Annotated in this window: 30 protein-coding genes and 1 riboswitch; of the genes, 24 read left to right on the plus strand and 6 right to left on the minus strand. The window is 43.2% G+C overall.

The features are described from left to right. Positions 1 to 29: 29 nt before the first annotated feature. On the minus strand, positions 30 to 1397 hold the full coding sequence (locus ACKA06_RS09965; protein WP_411159508.1) for an MATE family efflux transporter: 1368 nt from the start codon (positions 1395 to 1397) through the stop codon (positions 30 to 32). 250 nt (positions 1398 to 1647) lie between these two features. Here ACKA06_RS09965 and ACKA06_RS09970 point away from each other — a divergent pair, with 250 nt between their 5' ends. The 3 genes from ACKA06_RS09970 (at position 1648) to ACKA06_RS09980 (ending at position 3750) form a co-directional block, all read left to right on the plus strand. Next, entirely contained in the window at positions 1648 to 2718 is a 1071-nt protein-coding gene (locus ACKA06_RS09970) for an undecaprenyldiphospho-muramoylpentapeptide beta-N-acetylglucosaminyltransferase (RefSeq protein WP_411159509.1), read from the plus strand. A gap of 60 nt (positions 2719 to 2778) precedes the next feature. Then, positions 2779 to 2928, plus strand: a complete 150-nt coding sequence (locus ACKA06_RS09975) for a DUF2639 domain-containing protein (RefSeq protein ID WP_071618739.1) — start codon at positions 2779 to 2781, stop codon at positions 2926 to 2928. A 240-nt stretch (positions 2929 to 3168) separates the two neighbouring features. Beyond that, positions 3169 to 3750 carry a hypothetical protein gene (locus tag ACKA06_RS09980; RefSeq protein WP_411159510.1) on the plus strand — a complete coding sequence of 194 codons (582 nt, stop codon included), beginning with the start codon at positions 3169 to 3171 and terminating at the stop codon, positions 3748 to 3750. Between the two features lie 69 nt (positions 3751 to 3819). On the opposite strand, the gene ACKA06_RS09985 is transcribed toward ACKA06_RS09980, so the two are convergent. From ACKA06_RS09985 to ACKA06_RS10000, 4 genes are all read right to left on the minus strand, one after another. Further along, the gene (locus ACKA06_RS09985) at positions 3820 to 4377 is read right to left on the minus strand and encodes a GNAT family N-acetyltransferase (RefSeq protein WP_032088033.1); all 558 of its coding nucleotides are present in this window, start codon (positions 4375 to 4377) and stop codon (positions 3820 to 3822) included. Between the two features lie 282 nt (positions 4378 to 4659). Next, entirely contained in the window at positions 4660 to 5790 is a 1131-nt protein-coding gene (locus ACKA06_RS09990; protein WP_411159511.1) for an amidohydrolase, read from the minus strand. A 68-nt stretch (positions 5791 to 5858) separates the two neighbouring features. After that, positions 5859 to 6458, minus strand: coding sequence for a DedA family protein (locus ACKA06_RS09995; RefSeq protein ID WP_032088034.1), 600 nt, complete (start codon positions 6456 to 6458; stop codon positions 5859 to 5861). Positions 6459 to 6468: 10 nt separating this feature from the next. Beyond that, the gene (locus ACKA06_RS10000) at positions 6469 to 7248 is read right to left on the minus strand and encodes an undecaprenyl-diphosphate phosphatase (RefSeq protein WP_064563920.1); all 780 of its coding nucleotides are present in this window, start codon (positions 7246 to 7248) and stop codon (positions 6469 to 6471) included. Between the two features lie 167 nt (positions 7249 to 7415). On the opposite strand from ACKA06_RS10000, the gene ACKA06_RS10005 reads away from it, so the two are divergent. From ACKA06_RS10005 to ACKA06_RS10070, 14 genes are all read left to right on the plus strand, one after another. Continuing rightward, entirely contained in the window at positions 7416 to 7739 is a 324-nt protein-coding gene (locus ACKA06_RS10005) for a DUF4870 domain-containing protein (protein ID WP_032088036.1), read from the plus strand. A 405-nt stretch (positions 7740 to 8144) separates the two neighbouring features. Continuing rightward, positions 8145 to 9137, plus strand: coding sequence for a helix-turn-helix transcriptional regulator (locus ACKA06_RS10010; RefSeq protein WP_197671207.1), 993 nt, complete (start codon positions 8145 to 8147; stop codon positions 9135 to 9137). A 392-nt stretch (positions 9138 to 9529) separates the two neighbouring features. Next, entirely contained in the window at positions 9530 to 9745 is a 216-nt protein-coding gene (locus ACKA06_RS10015; protein WP_411159512.1) for a PLD nuclease N-terminal domain-containing protein, read from the plus strand. Continuing rightward, positions 9742 to 10641, plus strand: a complete 900-nt coding sequence (locus ACKA06_RS10020; RefSeq protein WP_411159513.1) for an ABC transporter ATP-binding protein — start codon at positions 9742 to 9744, stop codon at positions 10639 to 10641. The genes ACKA06_RS10015 and ACKA06_RS10020 overlap by 4 nt, the downstream gene beginning before the upstream one ends. After that, the gene (locus ACKA06_RS10025; RefSeq protein WP_411159514.1) at positions 10642 to 11418 is read left to right on the plus strand and encodes an ABC transporter permease; all 777 of its coding nucleotides are present in this window, start codon (positions 10642 to 10644) and stop codon (positions 11416 to 11418) included. 23 nt (positions 11419 to 11441) lie between these two features. Further along, on the plus strand, positions 11442 to 11825 hold the full coding sequence (locus tag ACKA06_RS10030; RefSeq protein WP_032088041.1) for an NUDIX domain-containing protein: 384 nt from the start codon (positions 11442 to 11444) through the stop codon (positions 11823 to 11825). A 19-nt stretch (positions 11826 to 11844) separates the two neighbouring features. After that, positions 11845 to 12723: a patatin-like phospholipase family protein gene (locus ACKA06_RS10035; RefSeq protein ID WP_411159538.1), complete on the plus strand. Its 879-nt coding sequence runs from the start codon at positions 11845 to 11847 to the stop codon at positions 12721 to 12723. 737 nt (positions 12724 to 13460) lie between these two features. Then, positions 13461 to 14159 (plus strand): hypothetical protein, encoded by a 699-nt coding sequence (locus ACKA06_RS10040; protein ID WP_411159516.1) that lies wholly within the window; start codon positions 13461 to 13463, stop codon positions 14157 to 14159. Between the two features lie 51 nt (positions 14160 to 14210). Continuing rightward, positions 14211 to 14528 (plus strand): four-helix bundle copper-binding protein, encoded by a 318-nt coding sequence (locus tag ACKA06_RS10045; protein WP_032088043.1) that lies wholly within the window; start codon positions 14211 to 14213, stop codon positions 14526 to 14528. 136 nt (positions 14529 to 14664) lie between these two features. Continuing rightward, positions 14665 to 14809: riboswitch (FMN riboswitch) on the plus strand. A gap of 144 nt (positions 14810 to 14953) precedes the next feature. Further along, positions 14954 to 16060 carry a bifunctional diaminohydroxyphosphoribosylaminopyrimidine deaminase/5-amino-6-(5-phosphoribosylamino)uracil reductase RibD gene (gene ribD / locus ACKA06_RS10050; protein WP_411159518.1) on the plus strand — a complete coding sequence of 369 codons (1107 nt, stop codon included), beginning with the start codon at positions 14954 to 14956 and terminating at the stop codon, positions 16058 to 16060. 4 nt (positions 16061 to 16064) lie between these two features. Continuing rightward, entirely contained in the window at positions 16065 to 16721 is a 657-nt protein-coding gene (ribE, locus tag ACKA06_RS10055) for a riboflavin synthase (protein WP_411159519.1), read from the plus strand. A 17-nt stretch (positions 16722 to 16738) separates the two neighbouring features. Further along, complete coding sequence (locus ACKA06_RS10060; protein WP_032088046.1) at positions 16739 to 17932, plus strand: bifunctional 3,4-dihydroxy-2-butanone-4-phosphate synthase/GTP cyclohydrolase II; 1194 nt, start codon at positions 16739 to 16741, stop codon at positions 17930 to 17932. Positions 17933 to 17962: 30 nt separating this feature from the next. Continuing rightward, positions 17963 to 18433, plus strand: a complete 471-nt coding sequence (gene ribH, locus ACKA06_RS10065) for a 6,7-dimethyl-8-ribityllumazine synthase (protein WP_058297565.1) — start codon at positions 17963 to 17965, stop codon at positions 18431 to 18433. A 190-nt stretch (positions 18434 to 18623) separates the two neighbouring features. Beyond that, entirely contained in the window at positions 18624 to 19247 is a 624-nt protein-coding gene (locus tag ACKA06_RS10070; RefSeq protein ID WP_411159539.1) for a Crp/Fnr family transcriptional regulator, read from the plus strand. On the opposite strand, the gene ACKA06_RS10075 is transcribed toward ACKA06_RS10070, so the two are convergent. Further along, on the minus strand, positions 19244 to 19870 hold the full coding sequence (locus ACKA06_RS10075) for a Crp/Fnr family transcriptional regulator (protein WP_058297563.1): 627 nt from the start codon (positions 19868 to 19870) through the stop codon (positions 19244 to 19246). The genes ACKA06_RS10070 and ACKA06_RS10075 overlap by 4 nt on opposite strands. A 200-nt stretch (positions 19871 to 20070) precedes the next feature. On the opposite strand from ACKA06_RS10075, the gene ACKA06_RS10080 reads away from it, so the two are divergent. From ACKA06_RS10080 to ACKA06_RS10110, 7 genes are all read left to right on the plus strand, one after another. Continuing rightward, entirely contained in the window at positions 20071 to 21552 is a 1482-nt protein-coding gene (locus ACKA06_RS10080; RefSeq protein WP_411159520.1) for a 4-hydroxyphenylacetate 3-hydroxylase family protein, read from the plus strand. Between the two features lie 29 nt (positions 21553 to 21581). Further along, entirely contained in the window at positions 21582 to 22160 is a 579-nt protein-coding gene (locus ACKA06_RS10085) for an FAD synthetase (RefSeq protein ID WP_411159521.1), read from the plus strand. 12 nt (positions 22161 to 22172) lie between these two features. After that, a complete protein-coding gene (locus ACKA06_RS10090) occupies positions 22173 to 22730 on the plus strand; it encodes an NADPH-dependent FMN reductase (RefSeq protein WP_411159522.1) in 558 nt (185 codons plus the stop codon). Between the two features lie 83 nt (positions 22731 to 22813). Further along, positions 22814 to 23353 (plus strand): 3-hydroxyanthranilate 3,4-dioxygenase, encoded by a 540-nt coding sequence (locus ACKA06_RS10095; protein WP_058297559.1) that lies wholly within the window; start codon positions 22814 to 22816, stop codon positions 23351 to 23353. Beyond that, positions 23338 to 24348, plus strand: a complete 1011-nt coding sequence (locus tag ACKA06_RS10100) for an amidohydrolase family protein (RefSeq protein ID WP_176716077.1) — start codon at positions 23338 to 23340, stop codon at positions 24346 to 24348. Before ACKA06_RS10095 ends, ACKA06_RS10100 begins: the two co-directional genes overlap by 16 nt. A gap of 4 nt (positions 24349 to 24352) precedes the next feature. After that, positions 24353 to 24832, plus strand: a complete 480-nt coding sequence (locus ACKA06_RS10105) for a RidA family protein (RefSeq protein ID WP_411159523.1) — start codon at positions 24353 to 24355, stop codon at positions 24830 to 24832. Continuing rightward, positions 24829 to 26289, plus strand: a complete 1461-nt coding sequence (locus ACKA06_RS10110; protein WP_058297557.1) for an aldehyde dehydrogenase — start codon at positions 24829 to 24831, stop codon at positions 26287 to 26289. Before ACKA06_RS10105 ends, ACKA06_RS10110 begins: the two co-directional genes overlap by 4 nt. Positions 26290 to 26327: the final 38 nt, after the last annotated feature.

Here is a 26327-nt window from a genome sequence, read left to right on the forward strand (position 1 = left end):
TCCGCTCCATTACGGGCGAATCTCTTTTTTTAAGCTTTTCCGTCCATATATTCCCTTTTGAATCTTTTTTGAATAAGAAGCAATCTGCCTGAAAGGGTCAATGCACCTGCAGTCAAGCCAGATGTAAGGCCAAGCCAGTATCCATAAGGGCCGAATTCCGTATAATTTGCCAACAGGTAACCGAGTGGCAATCCGATCACCCAATAAGAAACCAATGCCATGATAAACGTGATATTGACATCCTTATATCCCCTGAGAGCCCCCTGTACCGGTGCCTGGACCGCGTCGGAAAGTTGAAAGAATACAGCGTATAAAAGGAAATGACCTATGAGTTCAAGTACATGGGAGTCATCTGTATACAGATACGATATTTCAGTACGGAAAGCATAGAGAATCAATCCGTACATCACCGCCAGTATAAGAGCGATCAAAACGCCCATCCAGCTGTAGATTTTTGCGTCTTTAAGTCTTTTCGCCCCAACTTCAAAGCCCACGACAATGGTCAGGGCCATGGAGATGCTTAAAGGGATCATGTAAAGGAAGGATGCAAAATTCAAGGCTGCCTGATGAGCCGCTATGACCGAGGTTGTATACTCACTCATCAACAACGTGACAGCCGAAAAGATACTTACTTCAAAAAAGATCGAAAGTCCGATCGGGACACCGATCTTGAAGATTTCTTTCCATTTTGTGAAGCTGGGTTTTTGAATCGCTTTAAAGATGAAGAACTCCCGGAAAGGACTTTTCGTATGAATCACCCAGAATGCAACAATTGTGATGACCCAGTAGGTGATGGCTGAAGCATAGCCTGCCCCGACTCCGCCAAGTTCCGGGAACCCGAGTTTTCCGAATATCAAAACATAATTCAATACAACATTTATCGGGAGTGATAATAATGTGATGAACATCGTCACCCTTGTCAGACCGAGTGCATCGATGAAGGATCTTAAAACATTGTAGACAAATAAGGGAATCATCCCGAATGATAACGCGATCAAGTATTCTCTTGCAACCCTGTGCACATTCTCTTCAAGATCCATGCCTGTAAGAATCGGATCCATGACGGCCGAACCGATTATGAGGACAATCAAGGACAGGAATATGGCAGCGTACACACCTTGAAAGACGGTGTATGGGACTTCCTTCTTCCTGCCTCCGCCAATCAGTTGGGCAACAATCGGGGTCACGGCCAGGAGAATCCCGTTTAAGCCAGTGAATACCGGTACCCACAGGGATGAACCGATGGCAACCCCGGCGAGATCAGTGGGGGAATATTGTCCTGACATGATCGTATCAAAAAAATTCATCGCGAACATGCCGAGTTGAGTGACAAGGATAGGGACGAGGATGAAGGAAAGCTGTCCCAGCTTTCCTTTTATATTGTATGTCTGTTTCATGGACTGTCTCCTTGGTCAATATAATCTTTCCGAATGCTGAAGTGCTTTTCTGATAATCCGTAAATACACTATCATACTGTACCATAATTCCTGCAGCCAAAGTAACTCCAAGGTGCCCGGTGTAATAAACTTCTTAGAGGGTATTAGAGGAAATGAAGGATTCATTGTTCTATCCGCTGCTTATTTTTGATAAAGTGTATAATGATAGTTTAAAATGCTACCGATAATAATGAGATTGGAGTACATATACATGAACAAGCATATTTTATTTACCGGCGGAGGTTCTGCCGGCCACGTTACAGTGAACACAGCATTGATTCCTCATTTTGAAAAAGAAGGCTGGAGAATTACCTACATAGGCTCGGAAGAAGGGATTGAAAAGGAGATCATCACGGATCAGTTCCCCCACGTCCCGTACAAAAGTATATCGAGCGGTAAACTTCGCCGTTATTTCTCATGGAAGAATTTCACCGACCCCTTCAGGGTAATGAAGGGGGTAATAGAAGCTTTGTCCGTCATCCAGAAAACAAAACCGGATATCATCTTTTCTAAAGGCGGCTTTGTCTCGGTCCCTGTGGTAATGGCAGCAAAAATGGCGAAAGTGCCGGTCGCGATCCACGAATCAGATGTCACGCCGGGTCTGGCAAATAAATTGGCCGTTCCTTTCGCTACAAAGATTTTCACTACCTTTCCTGAAACAGTGAAGACACTCCCTGCAGAAAAGTCTTTATGTGCGGGTGCCATCATTCGCGAGGAACTGTTCAAAGGGGACGCATCGGAAGGAAAGAGACTTTCAGGATTTTATGATGAAAAGCCTGTGCTGATGATCATGGGGGGAAGTCTAGGGGCAAGAAAAATAAACGAAGCGGTAAGAGCGAATCTCGAAGAACTTTCTTCAAACTTCCAGATCATCCATATCTGCGGGAAAGGGAATATCGAAGAGCAATACAAGCAAAAAGGCTACAGGCAGTATGAATTCATAAAAGCGGACCTGCCGCATTATCTGGCGATGACTGACTATGTCATCTCACGTGCAGGGTCCAACTCCATTTTTGAATTTCTGGCACTGAAAAAACCAATGCTCCTGATCCCGCTCTCAAGGGAAGCGAGCAGGGGGGATCAAATCCTGAATGCAAACAGCTTTGTAAAACATGGCTATGCCCTTTCATTGGAAGAAGAAGAGTTAAACGAAGAAAGCTTTTTAACTAAGGTCAAAGAATTACAAACAAACAGGGATACAATCATCAGCAGCATGGAAAAAGGTGAAAAAGCTTATACCATCCAAGACATGTATGAGGAACTTTCATCAATGGCCCGTTAAAAAGTCATCTGCAAGCCCTTCAAGCATATAGTATACAAATGGTTGAAGGGGAGTAGTCAAATGGCTTATCAATTTTCAAAAGGATGGTACCTGCAAGAGCTTAAAAAGATGGGAATCAATCATCATCCAATCGAAAAGAGAAAATTGGAAAACTATAAAACGTTTGTCGTCCGGAATTTGTATTTTGAGAAAATCGCCAAAAAGAAGTAAGAGAAGTAAATATTAGAACAGAACAGAACTGAACGCAAGGTGCTTGTCTGGAATTTTCAGATAGGCCGTGTTCAGTTCTTTTTTTATGAATAACCCTTATCTCGAAGCGTATGGAACTTTGTCAGTTGGTTATAATAATGTTTCCTGTTTTGATTAGGAAAAACTTTTTTCACCTTTTTTCATTTAATTTTCATGTTAATTGATTATAGTAACTGTATTAACGAAACCAGAGGTAAGCATATGACAACGAAATCAAGACAAAACACTCACACTTCTTTTTTAGCGAATACGATTCCAAACCCAAGGGAACGTAAGTCAATACTCCTTTATCTGACCGGGAGCATTCTTTTGGCGGGTGCAGGTATCCTCCTCATTTCAGCTTATAGGGATCTCCTTATGGGGATGGATGAAGACTCCTACGAAGAATTGCTCGAACAATTCGGTTCCGTTGCAAGAATTGTATATTTTGCAGTCCTCAGCATCTTTCCTGTTTTCTTATTGATGAAGTGGAAAGGCTTGAAAGAGATCAGGTTGAGAAATATTGAATTTAAGCGCATTATCCAATTTACTGGGAAACTGCTGAGGAAATGGCATGTCCCACTTGCACTGCTCGCTTCAGCAGTAGTTGTGCTGCATGGGGGATTGGCATTAGCCAGAGATTTTCACTGGGATTTCACGAACACGACAGGAATCCTTTCAAGCATCATACTCTTCTTCCTTATGATAATGGGCTTTAAGCGCTTTAAAAGGAAGGATAAAAGCTGGCATCTTATACTTGCCATTACGTTTACCGTACTGTTTATGATCCACGCTTCATTTTGACAGACAGTACAGACATGAAAAAAAGGTTATCACATCAGGCAATACCTTCTGTGATAACCTTTCGTCATCTTACGCTTCAAGCGCCTGCTCTTCCTCGGCAGATTGCTGAAGCTGATATAAATAAAGTGTGTAAAGATCTTTAGGGATTTCATATAAATCATAAACCTCTTCCTGAGCATTTAATTGATCATAAAGAGATTTCCTCGAATCATTAGCCTTTACGACGTAAGGGAGTTTTTCCGCGGCCTTTTGAGAGCGGGTATTCACCTTTCGGATCCTCATGAAAATCGTTTCCATGCCCAGTTCAAAGAAAAGTTCGGAAAAGAATGCATCTTTTGCAGGCTGATTATACCCCTTGCCGTGATACGGCTTGCCAATCCATGTACCAAGGAATCCTGCGTTTTCCTGGATATCGAATAAATTAATCGTGCCGATTGCATTGCCCCATTCATCCAAAATGGTCCTCGAAATCAATTCGCCGCGTTCTTCAGCTTCTATCGTTTGTTTTGACAAGAATAGAAATTCTTCATAGGAATTCGCTTTTTGACGCACAAAAGGGAAGACATCCGGGTGCACCATCAGGTCATAAAGAGTATGACACTCATGTAATTCACGTTTCTTGATCATAGTAGACCCTCCTTGAGGGCAGTCTTCATACGTACGAATCCACCCTCGAAATTTTTAAAAGTTAACTAAAAAATTTCGGGGTGGGAATCGAACCCACTAAGACCAGTCAAGAAACTGGTGGCGCACCTTTTGCCTTCCCTCCATTACAATCGCTCTATTATAAATAGATCGCGCTAAAGAACAATGTAATCGGAAATATATATCCTTCTGTATCATATATGAATTTTTTCAAAAAGGGAATAGGGAAAATGATGAATTTCGTTAAAAATTTTTAACAAATTTCTACAAATTCTGATAAACAATTTCACCATTGACCAAGGTCATGACAGGCTTTGCCATGAAGTGGAAAGGATGTTGGCTCCAAATGACCAAATCTGCATCTTTACCGGTCTCAAGAGAGCCGATTCTATCGTCGACCCCGAGGTTTCTGGCTGGCGAAATCGTTATCCCTTCCAATGCTTTCTGCTCATCCAGACCTTCACGAACAGCGATTGCTGCACACATATTCAGATACTGGATAGGGGTATAAGGGTGGTCGGTGGTAATGGAGACCCCAACACCAGCTTCGGTCAATTTTTGATACGTGATCCAGCTCTTGTTTTTCAATTCGACTTTAGACCGGCGGGTAAAAGTCGGACCGACCGAGACCATCAGCTTTTTCCCTTTTAATTCATCAGCGATAAGATGCCCCTCAGTACAATGTTCAATCCGCAAGTCGAGATTGAATTCTTCTGCAAAGCGGATGGCCGACAGGATGTCGTCCGCCCGGTGGGCATGAATCCTTACAGGAATTTCTCTTTTCAATGCGGAAACGAGGGGGGCCACTCTCAGCTCTTCAGGCTGGTCACAATATTTAGCTGAAAAGAAAGCTTCTCTCAACATACCCATGATCCCCATTCTGGTGATCGAATCATTATTCCCGTTACTGTGAATTCGTTTTGGATTTTCGCCCAAAGCCAATTTCAATCCTGACGTTTCCTTCAGCATCATCTTACGGATGGAGGAACCGTGTGTCTTGATGACGGAGGTCGTGCCGCCGATTACATTGGCACTCCCCGGCATTACGTTCACGGCAGTGACCCCGTACTTCAGTGCATCCGTAAATCCTGGGTCGAGCGGGTAGACGCCATCGAAAGCACGGATATGGGGGGTCATAGGTTCGATTGTTTCATTTGCATCGTTACCTGCCCATCCAGTTCCTTCATCGTATAGCCCCAGATGGGTGTGAGCATCGATGAAGCCTGGAAATACATACTTCCCCCTGCAGTCAATCACTTTAATATTAGGAGGGACATCGATTTTTTGATTGTAGATTTGCTTGATTTTCCCGTCTGAAATGTATATGGAACCATTGGCTATCGGCTGGGAAGTGACCGGATAGATGACCGCGTTTATTAATAGTATGGAATTCATGGCTAATCCTTTCATTTTCCGAGTGGTATATTACTCCTATTTTAATCAATTTTCCCTAAAAAAAGAAGTCAGGCATTCTTTTTATTTCGAATAAATGAGTAGAACAGATACCCACATGTGGCTGCGATGGCAATGAAGCTGAGAGGCTTTATGTATCTGACCCCGATCACTTCTATATGTTCCCAGTGGGTTCCAAGTTCCATTCCAATGACCATGAATAACAGTGTCCATGGAAGCATTGCTGCAAATGTATACAGAGTGAAAGCAGGCAGGGACATACGGCTTATTCCTGCCGGGATGCTGATTGCATGGCGCACTACCGGAATGAACCTCGCAGTGAAAATAACGATGGTGCCATAACGCCTGAACCATGACTCTGCTGATTCGATATGTTTTTCAGATATGAACAAGTATTTCCCGTATTTCTTGAAAAATGGCCTGCCGCCGTAATACCCAAGCCAGTAAAGAAAGAGCTGGGCGACAGTCCCTCCGATCACCCCTGCCAGAAATGCCCCTATAAAAGAAAATTTCCCCGAACTGACCATAAAGCCCGCATAACTTAAAACAAGCTCACTTGGAATGACTTCGATCATGAGGGCAAGTGCGACTCCTATATATCCCCAATCCGTTAACATTGTCAGAATATCAGTCAACCACTCGTGATTCATCCTATACCTCCTACATGACTCCTGAGAATTGCAGAATGAGAATCAAGATCCCCAATGCCCACACATAATAAGAAAAGATTTTTAAAGAATGCTTTTTTAAGAAATTAACCATCGAAACAATGGCGAGGTACCCGAAGACAGCCGCTGTAACCGTGCCAACTGCAAGGCTTGAAAACGAAATCGCCTCCACATGGCCGCTCATCATTTCCTTGCCCTGAAAGACAATTCCACCCAGGATCGCCGGTGTTGAGAGAAGGAATGAAAAATAAGCAGCCGTTTCCCTGTCGAGCTTCCGGAAAAGTCCCGCTGCTATGGTAAGCCCGGACCGTGATAAGGCAGGAAAAATGGCCGCGGCCTGAAAGCTTCCGATCACAAGGGCATCCGTATAGCTGATATCATCCAGCTTCTTATGTCCGTTCTTCACCCCATCCGCCATGAACATGATCAATCCCGTCGCAAGGAATTCCCATCCGATCGTAGAGCCGCTTTTCGATATTGAGTCGAAAAAATCCTCAAAAGACAAGCCGATGATCACTGCTGGGACTGTTCCGAGTACCAGGATCCATGTCAGTTTACTGAAAGGGTGCCTGATCATGTGGAGAAGTTCTTTCTGATAAAAGACCAGCACCGCCACAAGAGTCCCGATATGCAGCATCGTATCAAGGAATAACCCTGCTTCCTCAAGACCAAAGGCGAACCTTCCCAGAAAAAGATGTCCGGTGCTTGAAATCGGAAGGAACTCGGTCAATCCCTGTATGATTCCGAGCACAAAAGCTTCAAATTTATCCATTTGGCATCGAACCTTTCATTTGAATTACGTTGGACAAACCACCTCACTTAACGTATATTCATAAGCGCCGGATTTCATGAAAAAGTTCGCCATATGATGAAACTTTTATAAAGGGAAAACGTAAATATAGAAGAGGCATTTATTATCATTTTAAAGGAGGGAATAAGATGCCCTCGAAAGACGAAAGATTACTGGCAGCACTTATCTATGTAATAAGCTTTTTCACAGTCTTCATTGGACCAATCATCCTATGGCTCTGGAAAAGAGATGACTCCGAATTCATTGATTACCACGGGAAAGAATACCTTAACTTCCTCATTTCCTATACAATCTACGGAATCGTCAGCTCCATACTCGTGATCGTACTGATCGGACTCGTCATTGCCCCGATCGTAGGAATCCTGGCCCTTGTCTTCACAATCCTGGCAGCCATCAAAGCCTACGAAGGAGAAACCTACCGAATCCCGACAGTCATACATTTTATTAAGTAGGTAAATTCAGTTTTGACTTTGGCTTTTCTTGATGTAATGTTTGAAAATGGTGATATTGAGTTAAGTAGCTTTCACTTGGTTGAAAATTCAGAGTGGATTGGAGCGTAAGGCACTTGACTCCGACGGGAAATAGAGGAAAAGTCGAGACCCCGCAGGCGGAACGCCGAGGAGGCTCGACTTCCTCCCCTCGGAAAGCAAGTGCCTGAAGCGAAAAGGAACGGTCTGAGTTCAGCAATATAATTTTTATACGTTAAGAGCTCATGGTCAAACAAACCGTGAGCTCTTACCCATTTATCTGGAATTCTATTGACATTTACAGCCCAAACTTGATAGTTTATATAAAAATAACTTCTCAAATACATAATTTGATAGACGCCAAGGCATAAGGAAGAAGGGAAGAAAAACATGACACGGATCGATAACAAAGAAAGGCTGCTCAGACTCATGACCATCTTCAGCCAGGAAACAGATGAAGACCATGAACTCAGCCTCGATGAAATCATTCACCGTTTCCAACAAATTTACGGCCCTGACGTAAAGCTGAATAAAAACTCCTTGAAAGATGATATCAATCACCTTATCAATCACTCGTTCGATGTGACCATCAACCAGGAAAAAGACGGACTTCCGAAATACTACAGTCATCAATATCGTCTGTTTGAATTATATGAACTCCGCATGCTGGTCGATGCCGTAGTATCCGCAAAATTCATTACAAAACAAGAAACAAGGCAGCTGATTGGTAAAATTAGAAAATTGACAAGCAACCACCAGGGAAAGAAGCTTCAAAATGAAATTCAAGTCGATTCTTCCATAAAGAGTGAAAGCCCCTACATTAGATTGGCGATTCACGACCTTCACCAGGCCATCTCAGAACGCCGCGTCATCACCTTTCAATACGGCCGGTATGACATTGACAAGAATTTCAACCTGAGTCACGAAGGCAGCCTTTACAAAGTAAAGCCATACGCACTTACGTGGGCAAATGATTTTTATTATTTAATCGCCTACTATTATGAGGCGGGCGAAATCCGTCATTACCGGGTAGACCGTCTGCGGAATGTCTCCATCCTGGAGGAATCCTTTCCATATGAATCATTTGATGTTTCCAAATACGTTCAATCCACCTTTCATATGTTTGCCGGCGATGAAGAATGGATCAAGGTTAAATTCCATAACGGATTGATCAATGTCATCATCGATAAGTTCGGCAAGGAAGCAGACATCCGTAAATATGATGATGAGCACTTCATACTATCAACCAAAGCAAGGATCAGCGGCGGACTCGTAAACTGGATCCTGAACTTCGGCTCCCAGGCAAAAGTGATTTCCCCCAATTCACTGTTCCAAACCGTAAAAGAAGAAGTAACCAAGATGAACAACCTATATGAAAACTGAAAATCCTGCATTCTGCAGGATTTTTTTTGAATCTTAGATTCTTCATATTGAATATTACATGGTTTTTACTCGTTCTAGCATTTTATTGGAGTGCAAGACGGAAACTCCTATAGGAAAAGCGGAAGGGCTTTGCTCATAGGCGTGTGGCATAAGACGAATTGGCTTAGAAGGCGTTCTTTGCCTTCTTGGCCGGATTGACTTATGACATGTGCCTCTAAGCCCTGTAGGTGGAAAGCGTGCCCCCCATGAATAAGAAAAAAGGAGGCTCATCTACCGCCCGTGGAAAGCGAAATTTTGCACGGGAATTAAATGCGGTAAAGAAAGTGAAAAAAAATGAACGTTTTTTCCTCCTGTGCGTCTTATCTATAGAAAAACAAAAGGAGGAAACAAACATGCAGGAACTAGAACAAGCATTACAAACGATAAACTGGGGGCTGATTGCCCCGCTCATCATATTACAACTTATCCTTATGGTCACAGCAGTCATCGACCTGATCAGGATAAAGCACACAAACGGACCCAAATGGGTGTGGCTTCTGGTCGTATTGTTCATAAACCTGATCGGTCCGATCATCTATTTCATTTTCGGAAGGAGACAAAATGGATGAATGTACTTGAAGTGACAGCTCTTGAAAAGAAGTATAAAGAAAAGCATGCAGTCAAAGGGATTTCATTTCAACTTGAGAAAGGGAATTGTACAGCTCTCATCGGTCCGAATGGCGCAGGCAAAACGACCACTTTAAATATACTGACAGGACTGACGCCGCCTACAAGCGGAAGCTTCACGACGCCAGAGCATTCTGGTGATATCCGGTCAATCATTGGGTATCTCCCTCAATATCCTTCATTCTTCGAGTGGATGACAGGAATGGAATATTTAACTTTTTCAGGTGAAATCACCGGGCTGTCAAGGGTCGATTCACGTCAAAGAAGTGAAGAATTACTCACGCTCGTCAACTTGAATGAAGGAAAAAACAGAAAGATCAGCCAATATTCAGGGGGAATGAAGCAAAGGCTGGGGATTGCCCAGGCTCTTATTCATCAACCTAAACTCGTGATCCTCGATGAACCGGTTTCCGCACTTGATCCGTTTGGACGCAGGGAGGTACTTGATCTTCTGAACGAATTAAAAAAACACACGACCATCCTGTTTTCAACCCACATACTGAATGATGCAGAGCAAGTATGTGACAATGTTCTTTTTCTTTACGACGGCAAATTGATCGAGCAGGGGCCATTGTCCGATATTAAGGCGAAGCATCAGACCTCAACCATGAAGATAGAATTCAAAGGAAGTGCAGTACATTACAAGAATATTCTTCAGGACTTACCGTGGGTCAACCAGATAAAAGTAGAAAAAGAGTCTCTGATTTTTGAAGTGGAAGATATAGAAGAAGGAAGAAGCCGGTTATTCCGCATCATTGCCGAGGGGAACTGGCCGGTGGTACGGCTTGGAAGCAGCGATCAAAGTTTAGAGGAATTATTTATGAAGGTGATGAGATAAATGAAGATCACATGGGTTTTATTTAAAAAAGAGATGATGGAATCTGCCCGTAATTTCAAGTGGCTCTGGATGCCGATCGTATTCATCCTGTTCGGGGTCACCGAACCTTTGACAGCTTATTATCTGCCCGATATTCTACAGTCCTTGGGGGATCTGCCCGAGGGGGCAGTAATAGAGATTCCGCCTCCTTCTTCCGCAGAAATTCTTATGTCCACATTCGGCCAGATGAATACACTTGGAGTGCTTGTAATCATCCTTGCTTTCATGGGGATTGTCTCAGGCGAGAGGAAAAGCGGTAATGCAGCGATGATTCTTGTTAAGCCGGTGTCCTTTCATGCTTATATATACTCGAAATGGGCAGCGGCACTCCTTCTTATATGGACTTCTTATATCCTTGGTCTCGCTTCAACCTGGTATTATATTAATTTATTGTTTGAGAATATATCCCCGGCTGCCTTCTTTCAGTCACTGGCCGTATACGGCATGTGGCTGACGTTCTTATTGACGATGCTCTTATTCTTCAGTGCAATGGTTAAAGCATCCGGGGCAGCAGCTTTTTCTGCGGTAGCGGTTTCCATTATCCTCAGCTTTTTATCCGGGTCGCTGCCAGAAAAGATGAAATGGTCTCCTTCACGGCTTTCTTCCTACATTCCGGAAATAGTGAGCGGTCAGGGGTGGGCCGGCGATCTTACCATTGCCATGCTGGGTACAGGGGGATTATGTCTGTTATTATTGATATTGACTCCAAATCTATTTAGACGGAAAGAACTTACGTAATTCAATGAATAAGGGGACATTATATGACGAGGAACCGGGCAGGGATACTGATAATCGAGCAGAATAAAATTGCTGTGATTAAAAGGACCATTGGAAAAGATGAATATTTTGTCATTCCCGGCGGCGGGGTGGATGAGGGTGAATCATTCGAAGAGGCAGCCGTGCGTGAAGCAGAAGAAGAGCTTGGAATTGAAGTGAAAGAACTTTACCTTGCGCTGGAATTTGAGCAAAATGGTTCCCAAAAGTATTTTTTTGGAGGAAAATATATAGGTGAATTGGGCCGTGGGACAGGGGAAGAATACCGGTCCGGTAGAGGAACTTATCTTCCGTGCTGGATTGATCTGCATCGACTGAAAGATGTGGTGCTTTATCCGGAGGAAGTGAAGTTATACCTGTTACAACAGTGACCAGGAGGCATTATTCATGATGATTGACCAAACAGGACTTGTGCTTGAAGGCGGAGGAATGAGAGGCATTTACACTGCAGGGGTCCTTGAGTACTTTCTGGAAAACGATTTGCATTTTCCTTATGTTACGGGCGTTTCTGCAGGAGCCTGCAATGCGGCGTCTTATATTTCCAGGCAGGCAGGGAGAAATAAAAAGGTGAATATAGGTTTCATACGGGATCCGAGATACCTGAGCTGGAAAAATTATTGGAAGACCGGTGAATTATTCGGTATGGATTATGTTTTTGATGAAATCCCGAATAAACTGGTTCCTTATGATTATAAAGCTTTTCAATCCAGTGAAACCGAGTTTGTCATTGGCACCACGGATTGTCACAGCGGGGAACCGCGTTACTTTTCACGAAATGATTACGGGGAAGACATATTAACGATCATAAGGGCATCAAGCTCTCTTCCTTTTTTTGCGCCAGTTGTGGAATACGGCGGGCATCATCTCCTTGACGGGGGAATCAGCGATCCGATCCCAATTCACAAAGCGGAAGAAGATGGTTTCAAGAAGAATATCGTGGTTCTCACCCGGAATAAAGGCTATTACAAGAAGCCGTCCCGGTTCTCTTTCTTCATCAAAAGAAAATACCCGCACTACCCGGAACTTCATAAAACCCTCATGAATCGCTATCTGGTTTACAACCAGACGGTAAAAGAGCTCGAGGAAAAAGAGAAAGAAGGAAAGGCCCTCATCATCCAGCCGCGGCTGCCATTAAAGGTAAGCAGGATTGAAAAGGACCCCAATAAGCTGGATGAATTGTATGAGCAGGGATATGAGGATGCAAAGAACAAGCATAGCGAAATCCTGAAATGGGCCGAAATCGCTCCCGCTGAAGCAACCCCCTCATAAAGAGTGATTTCATGCTTGAGGCTGACGAGTGTAGAATCAAATATAGCAATGTAAAAAAGAGTGCCAAATCAAGTTGATTTTGTCGCTCTTTTTTATTTGATAATCTTTCTTGCCGTAGAAACTGAATAATCTTGAACTGAAATACCTTGTTCTCTGGCTAATTTAGTAAAGTAATATTCTTGGGGTTTTAAATGAGAAAGTTACTTGGTTATGTGTCCTTAGAATTATAGGGTTAACTTTTATATTATTTTCTCTTATGGGATGTGGAGGTTGATGGAAATGTAGGACATACGTTTTTATGTTGGGAACGATATTAGCTTTGGTAACTGCACTATTTAGTGATAAGGGGAAAACCAAGACAGTCCCGATCTCAATAATAGAAACTCTAGTGGTTGGATTTATTAAACTAACTTTAGGATTTTTGACGAATTGTGGTCTATATGCGTTCTTATCATGTGTTTGCAATAGGTATCAGCCCACTCCAGCGGTTGATTGGAGTGGAAGACGAAGACTCCTGCGGGAAAAGTAGCTAATGTGAGACCCCGGAGGCGAAGCCGAGGAGGCTCACAAGCTACCCGCGGAAAGCGAAGTCTTCCACGGAAATCAATAGCGGCGATTAGAACCCATTTTATTAAATAGAGGTTTTCGCTTCAATACAGAACCAATTACTTTAAAGGGTCTTTTTTTTATCCTTCAAACATACATATGGTAATGATTCGTGGAAAGGACGAGCATTCATGAACCTTTATCATATATACAGGAACGAACAGCACACATTGCTTTATCATGGTATTATGTATTTGCTGATTGGCGTCGGTATGCTCCTGGTGGTAGAAGAACTTTTTTACTTTCCGCTGCTGCTGTTTATACCTGCCATGACGAACCTCTATTTAAGCCGCAGCATCAAGAAGGAAATCAGGAAGTCAACCCGGCTGTTTTATGAAGAAATCCCGGTTTCGAGCCACTCTCTCATAGGAGTCAAGAGCAAAGAAGCCTTCTATTACTTAAAATCAAATGGCTGGTCCAGTTATTCACTTCAGAGGACCTCCCTCATCAATAGTCCCAAGCATTATGTTTTTCAGCGAAAAGATAAATTACCTCTAACACTTTATAAGTGGAGCAGACGGGTCATCATTGCCAATGAGAAAAAAAACATAGAATATAGACTCAAATATCACAGCTTGACTGCGATTGAATGGGTTAATGAAGAAGATGGAGAGACGATCCTTTTGTATAAAGGGAATAAGAGGTGGGTTTTGAATTATAAAGGAAAAAACCGTCTATCCCTGCAAAAAGGCTTCCTCCCACAAAGCTTTCAGAGACTGTTCGACAGTCATCACAGCCATGTAACGTTTTTTGAAGCCTATTCAGAAGCGGATGATTGGCTGCTGATTTTCCTATGGCTTGTTGATTCAGATTATTTTCTTACTTCTTAGTCATTGTTTGAAAGAGATGGGGAATCCTATTCAGGTACTGGAGGTGAGAAGATGAATGCAAGTTATAAACAATGCCTGACTGCCTTGAGGAACTGCATGGAGGCATGCAATGTCTGCTATCATGCGTCATTAAAGGAAGAACAACGTATGATGCAATGCATCGAACTTGATCGTGAATGCGCCGACATTTGTTCATATGCTATAAATGCGATTCAAAGAAGCAGCAAATTTGTGTCCGGCATTCTAACACTTTGTGCTGAAATCTGCGAGGCATGCGGAAAAGAGTGTGATACACACGACCACAGGCATTGCAAGGACTGTGCCGCAGCATGCTTCGACTGTGCCGAGGAATGCAGGAAACTTGTTTGAATGAAAGGAATGATTCCTTAAAGAAGGGACATTCCTTTTTTGATTTTTTGGTCCAAATGATTTAAATTTTTAATGAGATGAGTATCAGAAGTGAACTCTGGTAGAAAACTATGATAGAATAATGTTAATCGAATATGGTTTCCTTCGGGGCAGGGTGAAATTCCCTACCGGCGGTGATGAGCAAAGAGCTCTCAGTCCGTGACCCGGCTGACTAAGGTCAGACGGTGGATTTGGTGAAATTCCAAAGCCGACAGTGATAGTCTGGATGGGAGAAGGAAAGGCAGTATTTATTGATGGGAAAGCAGAGAACCATATTGATTGGATTTTTCTGAATAGTATCATTAAATATGTTTATTTGTCATGCCAATCTCCCCAAGTTATTTTTCTTGGGGTTTTATTTTTATATAGAGAGAGGAGGTATACTTATGGAGCACAAGGATTATATGCAGCTTGCACTTACGATGGCCGCGGCCACCAATGGACAGACATCACCGAACCCGGCAGTGGGAGCCGTCGTTGTTAAAAACGGTGAAATTGCAGGGATGGGTGCCCATTTAAAGGCTGGAGAAGGACATGCTGAAGTCCTTGCCATTACTGCAGCAGGTGAAAAGGCAGATGGTGCAGACATATACGTCACACTGGAACCTTGTTCTCATTATGGCAGAACTCCGCCGTGTTCACAGCTTATCATTAAGAGCGGAATCAAAAGGGTGTTCATTGCCACGACAGATCCGAACCCGCTGGTAGCCGGCAAGGGAATAGAGCAGCTCCGGCAGGCCGGTGTGGAGGTTCATATAGGGGAAGGCAGGGAAGAAGCACTGGAACTCAATAAACATTTCTTTCATTATATGAAGTATCAAACCCCCTATGTGACGCTGAAAACCGCCGTTACCCTTGACGGCAAGACTGCTGTTGCTTCAGGAGACAGCAAATGGATCACATCTGAAGAATCAAGGCTCGATGTCCACTATGATCGTCACCGGCATGACGCGATATTAGTTGGAGTCAATACAATCATCCGCGATAACCCGCACCTTACCACCCGTTTGCCCCAAGGTGGAAAAAACCCCATTCGAATTATTTTAGATAATACCCTTAGAACTCCACTTGAGTCCAATGTTGTAAGAGATAAAGAAAGTAAGACGATCATCATGACGAGTGATTCAATTACGGAAGAGGACAAGGTCCCTTACCTGCAAGAAGGTTGTGAAGTCATAACTCTCCCGGATAAACGGATCGATTTGCAATCAGTGTTAAAAGAATTAGGCAAGAATTCAATCCAGTCCGTTTATGTAGAAGGCGGATCATCGGTCCATGGATCTTTTCTTGAACAGAAAGCTTTTCAGGAACTCATCATCTATATGGCGCCGAAGCTCATCGGCGGCCGGGATGCTCATACCAGTTTTGGCGGGAGTGGAGTATCTGCCATTAAAGAAGGTCTTGAGATGAATATCGTTTCGATGAAAACAATCGGGCCTGATATAAAAATAACGGCTCACCCAAAAAAACACTCCAATATGAAAGAAGGCTGATGAATTGTTTACCGGAATCATAGAGGAAATCGGGAAAATCGATCAAATTAATAAAGCTGCGGCATCGATGGTGCTTTCCATATCTGCCCGCAAAATTCTGAAAGATGTCCATATCGGGGACAGCATAAGCATAAACGGAGTTTGTTTGACGGTTACGTCTTTTACTGACAGCAGGTTTCAAGTCGACGTGATGCCGGAAACATTCGAGGCGACGACACTCAGGGATTTGACGGCCGGGTCTCGTGTGAATCTCGAGAGAGCAATGGCAGCAGGCGGACGTTTCGGCGGCCATTTTGTCAATGGACACGTTGACGGTATAGGAACGATCACGAGGCTCGAACAAGTTGAAAATGCCGTCTATGTAGATATTTCTGTACCAAAAGAACTTTCACCTTATTTCATTATGAAGGGGTCCGTTGCGATCGACGGCACATCCCTGACTGTATTTGGACTGAGCGATGATTCCATCACGGTATCACTCATCCCGCAAACGAGGGGAGATACGGTCCTGGGTCAAAAGAAGACAGGAGATAAGGTCAACGTGGAATGCGATGTCATGGCCAAGTATTTTCACCGATTTTATGAACAGGCACAGCGAAAAGAAAGAAGTACAAGTAAAATCAGCTATGAATTCTTGAACAATCACGGATATGCTGATTAACCGAGGAGGAACTCCAGATGTTTCATACAATCGAAGAAGCAGTAGAAGATTTGAGAAACGGGAAGGTCGTCATCGTAGTTGACGATGAAAATCGTGAAAATGAAGGAGACTTCATTGCCCTTGCTGAAAAAGCGGCGCCTGAAGTCATAAATTTCATGGCGAAAGAAGGAAGGGGCCTTATCTGCGCTCCCATTTCAGAAGAACTCTCAACCCGTCTGAAACTTTCTCCGATGACGGATGAAAATACAGATCCACACGGAACGGCGTTTACAATCAGTATTGATCACCGGTCTTCGACGACAGGGATCAGTGCTTTCGAAAGGTCGGAAACCATTCAACAGCTTCTGAACCCGTTGTCACAGCCGGATGATTTCAAGCGCCCGGGACATGTTTTCCCGCTGGTTGCAAAAAAAGGCGGGGTGTTGAAACGGGCAGGTCACACGGAAGCAGCCATTGATCTCGCAACGATTGCCGGATCCAAACCGGCCGGTGTCATTTGTGAAATCATGAATGAAGACGGCACAATGGCAAGAGTCCCTGAATTAATGAAGATTGCTGAAAAATGGGATTTAAAAATCATTACAATCGAAGAATTGATCCGTTACCGGCGCAGCAAAGAAAAACTTGTCACAAGAGAGGTCGAAATCGAACTGCCGACTGAGTTCGGTCAATTTAAAGCGGTTGCCTATACGGAGAACCTGACTGGAAAAGAACATATCGCACTTGTCAAAGGTGAGTGGAAAGAAAATGAAGACGTCCTAGTCAGGGTTCATTCTGAATGCCTTACAGGTGATGTCTTCGGTTCGAACCGATGCGACTGCGGTCCGCAGCTCGCCACGGCACTTGCCCAGATCGAAGAAGCAGGGCAGGGGGTCCTGCTGTATATGCGGCAGGAAGGACGGGGCATCGGCCTGATCAACAAACTGAAAGCGTATAAGCTGCAGGAAGAGGGTTTTGACACGGTTGAAGCCAACCATAAACTCGGCTTCGGGGCAGACCTGAGGGAATATGGCATTGGTGCCCAGATTCTCAGGGATTTGAACATAAAGCGCATCAAGCTGTTAACGAATAACCCCCGGAAAATCGCAGGCATAAAAGGGTATGGATTGGATATCGTCGATCGTGTGCCGATCCAGATCCCGGCCAAACTGGAAAATGAAAAGTATCTAAAAACAAAACATGTAAAACTGGGTCATTTATTAAAATTCTAATATTATATTATCTAATTGGAGGAATGAAAAATGAAAACAATTTACGAAGGTAATTTAGTCGGAACAGGCCTGAAAGTGGCAATCGTGGTATCCAGATTCAATGAATTCATCACATCCAAGCTGCTTGGCGGGGCTGAAGATGCACTGAAGCGCCATGGCATCGAAGAAAATGATATCTCGGTAACATGGGTTCCGGGTGCATTTGAAATCCCGATGATTGCCAAGAAACTGGCTCGTTCCGGTAAATATGATGCCGTCATCACCCTTGGTACGGTCATCCGCGGAGCAACTGCCCACTTTGAATATGTAAGCGGAGAAGTAGCCAAAGGAGTGGCTGGTCTTGCATTGCAGGAAGATATCCCGGTCATCTTCGGTGTCCTTACCACTGACACGATCGAGCAGGCAATCGAGCGAGCTGGTACAAAGGCAGGAAACAAAGGATGGGAAGCGGCAGTGTCGGCGATTGAAATGGCGAATCTGGTTCGTGCGATTGATCAATAAAATCATCCCAAACAACAAAAAAACCGGTTCCTTAGGGAATCGGTTTTTTTGTTGTAATTATCGTTTCTTATCATTGAGGGCAGTAATAGACCAAGTGAAGTATATGTACTTCTCGTTTTCACTATTAGTATGAATATCTAAATAAATGTTATAATTATCTAAATAATCAAAATTGCAAGTGGGTGAATGGGTGGACAATCTTCGTTATAAATGGGAGCCATATTTATCATATGGGCAGTTATTCAAGTTTGCTAAAAACAAAGTGGTGTATCATCAGGGACAAGCCGGGAGAGGAATCTATTATTTGAAAAAGGGGGAAATAAAAGTTACTCTTTTATCCGACAAAGGGGATGAGCGGATTATTAACATGGTTCCCCCTGGGATGCTGTTTGGCGAGCATGGAATTTATGGTGAGCCATATTTGACAAGCGGGACAACGACCTGCCCCTCAATAATTTATTTTTTTTCAAATGATACAATTGCTTCAATCTGTAAGGACCAACCAGCTGCAGGTGAAATTTATACGGATTCATTAATATACAAATTCAGAACTCTTGCTGAAATCATTGCTCATTTAGACAGCCCGGTTGAACAGCAGATGGCTTTTTATTTGCTAAAGCTCGTACAAGAAAACGGGAATACTTCTCTGAACCAGACTGCTTTTTCAAAATACATTGGTACTTCTCGAATTACAGTGAACAAAATCGTACAGAAATGGAAACAGAAAGGATATATAGAGCTGCACAAGCGTAAAATCATTATTAATGACCATGCTAAAATCAGTATGATTGCTAATAATGCGAATAATGATTAACAACGAACCAGGTTTCTAAGGGAATCTGGTTTTTTTATATAGTATTTTCGTTTATCTACTCCTATGATGCCCGCTTCCCTCCATTGTTTTAATACTTTATAAACAGTGACTCTTGTGAGACCTGTGCAGCAGGCGAGGTCTTGCTGGGAAATAGGAATCTCGAAATTTTTAAATTCATCACAAATATTGTGAAGCAATACGGCAAGTTTTTGCTCTGATGTAAGCGCATTCAAATTAATCCGATCCAAAAGGATTTTCATCTTATGAATGACACTTTTTGAAAAGAGTTTGAAGAGCTCCGGGTGTAGAATCATAAGTTTTCGGAATTCATCTGAGGAGAAATGATAGACCACAGAATTTTTTACTGCAATTGCTGTGGTGAAATGAGTTTGATGGTCGAGTGATTGAACACCCAATAGTTGATTTGGTATGACAATGTTAAGCATATTTTCTTTACCGGATGCTGTTTCGGTAACAATTCTAATCAGCCCTTTCTGTAAATAATAAAACCCTTCGCCCTGATTACCCTGCCTGTAGATACATTCTTTTTTTCTGAAAAATTGACGTGTACCATACTTTAAATAATCCTCCCAATGAAAAATTTCTTCATAAACTGTGGCCATTATATTACCTCCCAAAAAAGTGAAGTCAATATTTAACATAATCATAGGAGAGTTTAAGCAAAAATTCTATATAAAAGTTAGATAATTTAGACTTTTCTAAAACTAATCTGAAAAAAACGTTAAATAGGCTACAGTTATGTTGAAAAATTAATATTACAATTCATTATGAAATTTCCTATAAAATTTTCAGGAGGGTGTATATGGGAATCAGGACTGGAGCTCAATATATTGAAGCAGTTAAAGCACGAAAACCTGAGGTTTGGCTTTCAGGTAAAAAGGTTGAAAATTTGTTTGAAATGCCGGTTTTTAAGCAGCCGATCCTTGAAATCGCTAAGCTGTATGACATGCAGCATGATCCAGAATTCCAAGATAAGATCACACATGTTTGTGAGGAAACTGGCGAGAGGGTGAATAATGCGTTTCTTACTCCGAAAAGTTATGAAGATTTAGTCAAACGCCGAAATGTTTTCGAAGCATATGCGAAGGCAACTTTTGGATTGATGGGGAGAACTCCAGATTTCTTGAATGTTGTTGTTACGTCCATGTACTACAATTCTTGGTTCTTCGAAAAATACAACAAAAACTGGGCAGAAAATGTCCGCAATTATTATAAATACATTCGGGACAACGACATTTTTCTGACGCATGCAATCATTAATCCTCAAAATGACCGGAGTAAAACTTCGCATGAGCAAAAAGATACTTACACGCATCTAGGTGCAGTCAAGGAGACTCCGGATGGGCTGGTTGTAAGGGGAGCAAAAATGCTTGCGACGCTTGCACCGGTGACAGATGAAGTGATCATTTACTCATTCCCGGGATTTGCGCCTGGTGATGAAAAATATGCACTGGCTTTTGCGATTCCGATTGATACACCGGGGCTGCGTATTATCTGCAGGGAGCCGATGCAGGATGGTACACGTTCGTTCTTTGATCATCCCCTTGCTTCCAGATTCGAAGAAATGGATGCTTTGCTTGTTTTTGATGATGTTGTCGTACCATGGGACAGAGTTTTCTTATATAACAATGTAGAAGCAGCCAATAAACTTTATCCAATGACAGGTGCAGGCCAGCAGCCGGCTCATCAATCAGGTGTCAGAGGCCTCGTTAAGCTGGAATTCGCAACTCAGGTTGCAATGAAGGTTGCAGATACGATTGGGGTTGATGGATATTTAAATGTTCAGGAGCAGCTAGGCGAGCTTGCCCAGTCTCTTGAATCGATCAGAGCGTTATTAAAAGTAGCTGAATATGAGCATACATTAACCGAGCATGGAGAGGCAATGCCGGATTATGTAGCATTAGAAACAATCCGTGGTTTACTTCCTAAACTGTATCCTAGAGCGATCGAGGTCATTCAGATAGTTGGAGCCGGAGGTTTGCTGATGTCCCCTACGGGAGCTGATTTTGAAAATGCTGCATTAAGAAAATCAATTGACAATTACTATGTCGGCCGTGAAGGTGTCTCTTCACTGGAAAGAGTCAGCATATTTAAACTTGCATGGGATTTATGCGGTGAAGCTTTCGGCCAGCGATTGCTCCAGTATGAGCGCTATTATACTGGTGACCCTATCCGCAAGAGAGGTATTTTCTATAACAACTATAAACGCCTGACACCACTTACGATGGTTGATGAAGCACTTCGTGGCGCATTGCCGGACAATAAGGAAGCGCTTACAAAATAGACTTCAAATAAACAGGAGGAGAAAGTCAAATGGAAGCACATGTTTATTCATCGTTGGAATTGCCTGGATCTGTGGTTGCCATTGGCGCTTTTGACGGAGTCCACAGAGGGCATCAAGCCGTGATCCGGCAGTCAATGCAGAGAAGCAGGAAATTGAAGGTCCCAAGTGTGGTGTATACATTTGACCCTCCCCCGCGTGTGTTTTTTCAAGGCGCAAAAATGTTGACCACGGTGGACGAAAAGTTATGGAAGCTCAAGAAATTAGGTGTCCAACATACAGTGGTTACGCAATTTGATGAAGTTTATGCAAAGAAAAGCGCGTCTGAATTTATCCATAGTTTAGAAAAACTTAATCCGGTAGAGATTATGGTTGGCGGAGATTTTCGCTTTGGTAAAGACAGAATTGGAGATATTTCACTTCTCGAAAAATATTTCAAAGTAAGCGTAACAAAGCCGGTGTTATGCTCACAAGGAAGCATCATATCTTCTACCCGGATACGTCAGCTTATATCAGAGGGGGAGGTCAACCTCTCTAATGCACTTCTAGGCTGGGATTTCAGTCCTGCATTTAATGCAGACTTTACCAATAATCATATTTTACAAGAATAGGAGGGGTATTGTATGAAATTACTGGGGATTTCAGGCACGATCATAGGTGCGAAGACAGGAATCGTTATTCGTAAGGTGCTGGAAGAGGTAAGAAAAAAGCACCCGGATATCGAAGTGGAAATGCTGGATATGATGGATTATAACGTTGAGTTCTGTGATGGCCGCCCGCTTGAGAAATATTCTGATGATACAAGGGCTGTAATTGAGAAAGTTTCTTCAGCAGATTTTTATGTGATCGGGACACCTATTTTTCAAGGGTCGATTCCAGGGGTGCTGAAAAACCTCTTTGATTTAATCCATCCTGATGCTTTCCGCAATAAAGTGATGGGGTTTGTCGCTAATGGCGGAACTTATCAGCATTTTCTTGTAATCGAAAATCAGTTGAAACCAATTGCCAGCTACTTCCGGGCATTTGTAGCCCCTGCCTATGTATACGCAAACTACGATCATTTTAATAAGGAAAATGAAATAGTGGATGAGGGTTTATTGAACCGGATTTCATATCTCGCAGACGAAGTAGTCCATATGCATAAGTCGTTAAAAGTTAACCCTGTAAAGATTGTGGAATGATTTTAAAAGTAAACGTGATAGCACGGTTGCCCTACTAAAGTTTATTTAATGATTTTCTAGAATTGAAGGGAGAAGAGAATATAATGAAAAGCCAATTTACTCCAATTAATCTTATGAAATTTATTGAGGAAAATAGAGATCAGCTTAAGCCCCCGGTTAATAATAAGGTCATCTGGAAAGATGCTGAACTGATGGTGATGCTATTAGGCGGACCTAACAAAAGACGGGATTTTCACGTTGATCCCTCTGAAGAGGTTTTCTATCAAATACAGGGAAGCTGTTATGTAGAGGTGATCAATTATGAAGGAAAGCGCGAAGTAGTGGAAGTAAAAGAAGGGGAAATGTTCCATCTGCCTGCTAATGTGCCTCACTCTCCACACCGTATTGAAAACACAATCGGACTTGTAATAGAGCGTAATCGTGCTGAAGGTGAATTGGAAGACTTTGTTTGGTTCTGTGATGAATGCGACCACGAAATGCACCGGGCAACAATTCAGTTGACAAATATTGAACAGCAGGTGAAGGAAGCGATCGCGAGCTTTAATGGCAATGAGGAACTTCGTAAGTGCAAAAATTGCGGTTATATGATGCCTCCGGAAGCGAGTGAATGGAAATGCGAATAGACTTTCATACACATATCATCCCAGAAAATTTCAGCGAACTGACAAAGCGTTTTAGCGGGGAAAAATGGCCAACCCTTGAACGGACATGTGCGTGCGGTGCAAATATCATGATTGCAGGTAATGTGTTTCGTGAAGTAACCGACCAGGTGTGGAGTGCAGAAAAGCGGATTAAGGATATGGAGAGGGAAGGCGTGGATATGCAAGTTCTTTCTCCAATCCCTGTGACCTTCTCATATTGGGCTCCAGCTGAAGAGGCAGAAACTTTGGCTCGCGTACAGAATGATTTCATTGCTGATATAGTAAATCAGTACCCCTCTAGATTCATTGGAATGGGTGCTGTACCAATGCAGAATGTAGAAGTCGCAATCAGAGAAATGGACCGCTGTAAGCATGAGTTAGGCTTGAGCGGAATTGAGATCGGTACAAATATTAATGGGGTTAATCTTGATGACCCTTGTTTTATAGAGTTCTTTGAAATGGCAGAAAAATGGGAGGTGCCTTTGTTTATCCACCCGTGGGAAACACTTGGCAAGGAGCGGATGCCGCGTCATAACCTGATGTACACCGTTGGAATGCCAAGTGAAACAGCTCTGGCCGGAGCAAGCTTGATTCTTGGGGGAATTATGGATAAGTTCCCCAGGCTGAAAATATGCCTGGCACATGGCGGGGGCGCACTGCCTTATTTACTCCCCCGTCTGGATCAAGGCTGGAAAGTCTGGCCGCACCTCCGTCTTCTCGATAAACCGCCTAGTCATTACGCGAAACAATTTTACTTTGATTCGCTGGTGAATGAGCCTGTAAACCTGAACTACTTAATACAGAATTTCGGCCATGAACGAATCATAATGGGCTCTGATTATCCATTTCTGCTAAGAGAGGTGCCTCCAGGTAAGATAATTGATGAAACGGTCGGGTTGTCCAAGGAACAGACGGAAGCGATGCTCGGTAAAAATGCGCTGCGTTTCTTGAATATTCCTGTTAAAGTGGGGAGTTGATCTTATGAAACAAGTACAGGTGTCACCAGAAGCACGTTTGAAGGAATTGGGTCTGAACTTGCCTGATCCACGTCATGCTGCAGGGAATTATGTGAGCTGTGTGAGGACGGGTAATCTGATTTTTACATCCGGACAGGGTACGAATGAATTCCGAGGACGGCTGGGAGAGGATGTTTCGATTGAGATTGGGTACAATGCAGCCAAGCAGTGCATGTTGAACTTATTGAGCGTTTTGAAGCAGGAGCTTGGTGAGTTGAGCAAAGTGAAGAGAGTTGTAAAAGTACTTGGGTTCGTGAATAGCGCCCCTGACTTTACCGATCAGCCGAAGGTGATGAATGGTGCATCGGACCTGCTCGTCCAGGTATTTGGCGAGCGCGGGAAGCATGGCCGTTCCGCTGTAGGTATGGCACAGCTGCCGCTTAACAATGCAGTAGAGGTTGAAATGGTAGTTGAAGTAGAGGAAGAGGAGGCTGATTTAGGATGAATCTGACTCAATCACTGAAAATAAAAGATGCCAGACTGTTTATTAATGGTGAATATCGTGATGCGTTGACAAGTGAAACATTTGATACATTCGATCCGTCGACAAATAAAAAACTGGCCACTGTTGCAATGGCTGGTGTTGAGGATGCAAAACACGCAATCGATGCAGCGCAAAAAACGTTTGAAAGCGGTGTTTGGAGCGAGCTGCCGGTTGCCGAAAGATCTAAAATTTTGTGCAGAATGTCTGATCTGATCATGGAAAAAGTGGATGAATTAGCGCTCGTCGAAACCCTTGATGTCGGTAAGCCGATCAAGGAAAGCCGAGGGTTTGATATTCCGCGGGCGGCTGCGAATTTGCGCTTCTTCGCAGAGATGGCTAACTATGTAAATCATGAGCATTATGATCAGGCAAGATACATGTCTTATTCAAAATATGCTCCTGCCGGGGTGACAAGCTTGATCATACCATGGAACCTGCCATTCATGCAGATGACATGGAAGGCATCGGCGGCAATGGCTGCAGGCAATACAGTGGTGGTTAAGCCGGCATCATATACTCCATTGAGCGCTGTGATGCTTGGCGATATTGCCAATGAGGCGGGATTGCCGCCGGGGGTGTTGAACATTATCACTGGACCTGGAAGTACAGTCGGAACGGAGATGACCAGAAATCCTTCCGTCAGGCGAATTTCGTTTGTAGGCGACAGTACGACTGGCCGAACGGTGATGCAGAATGCTGCATCACAGCTGATTCCGGTTTCTTTGGAGCTTGGAGGGAAGTCTGCGAATATTGTGTTTGAGGATGCTGATCTGGATGAAGCGGTTACTGGCTCGGTTGAAGCGATATTCAGAAATCAAGGTGAGATTTGTTTGGCTGGTTCGCGCTTGCTTGTGCAGGAAAGCATTTACGATAAATTTTTAGAAAAGTTCGTTAAATCTGCACGTTCTATTAAGGTCGGTAATCCTCTGGATGAAAATACAGATATGGGGGCTCTCGTTTCGAAAGCCCATCTCGATAGTGTTGATGAATATGTTCAAATCGGGGTGAAAGAAGGAGCGAAACTTGCGACTGGTGGAAAGCGTGTCAGAGGCCTGGGAGAAGGTAATTTTTATGAACCTACTGTTCTATATGATGTAGACAATAAGATGCGCGTGGCCCAGGAAGAGATTTTTGGTCCTGTGCTGACTGTGATTCCTTTTAAAACGGAGGATGATGCGGTTCGAATCGCAAATGATTCAATGTATGGACTGGCGGGTGTTGTCTGGACAAATGATCTTCGCAGGGCACATCGAGTAGCAGCTAATGTGAATACAGGTCTATTATGGATAAACTGCTGGTATTATAGAGACCTCCGTACACCGTTCGGCGGATCGAAAGCGAGCGGTATTGGACGTGAAGGAGGCAGACACAGTTTCGAGTTTTATACTGAAGCGAAGACAATTACGATGAAGCTATAACGATTAAACGTTTCAATCCTATAAATACATCTATTTAA

The organism is Rossellomorea oryzaecorticis (assembly GCF_045897515.1).
Taxonomy (GTDB): Bacteria; Bacillota; Bacilli; order Bacillales; family Bacillaceae_B; genus Rossellomorea; species Rossellomorea enclensis.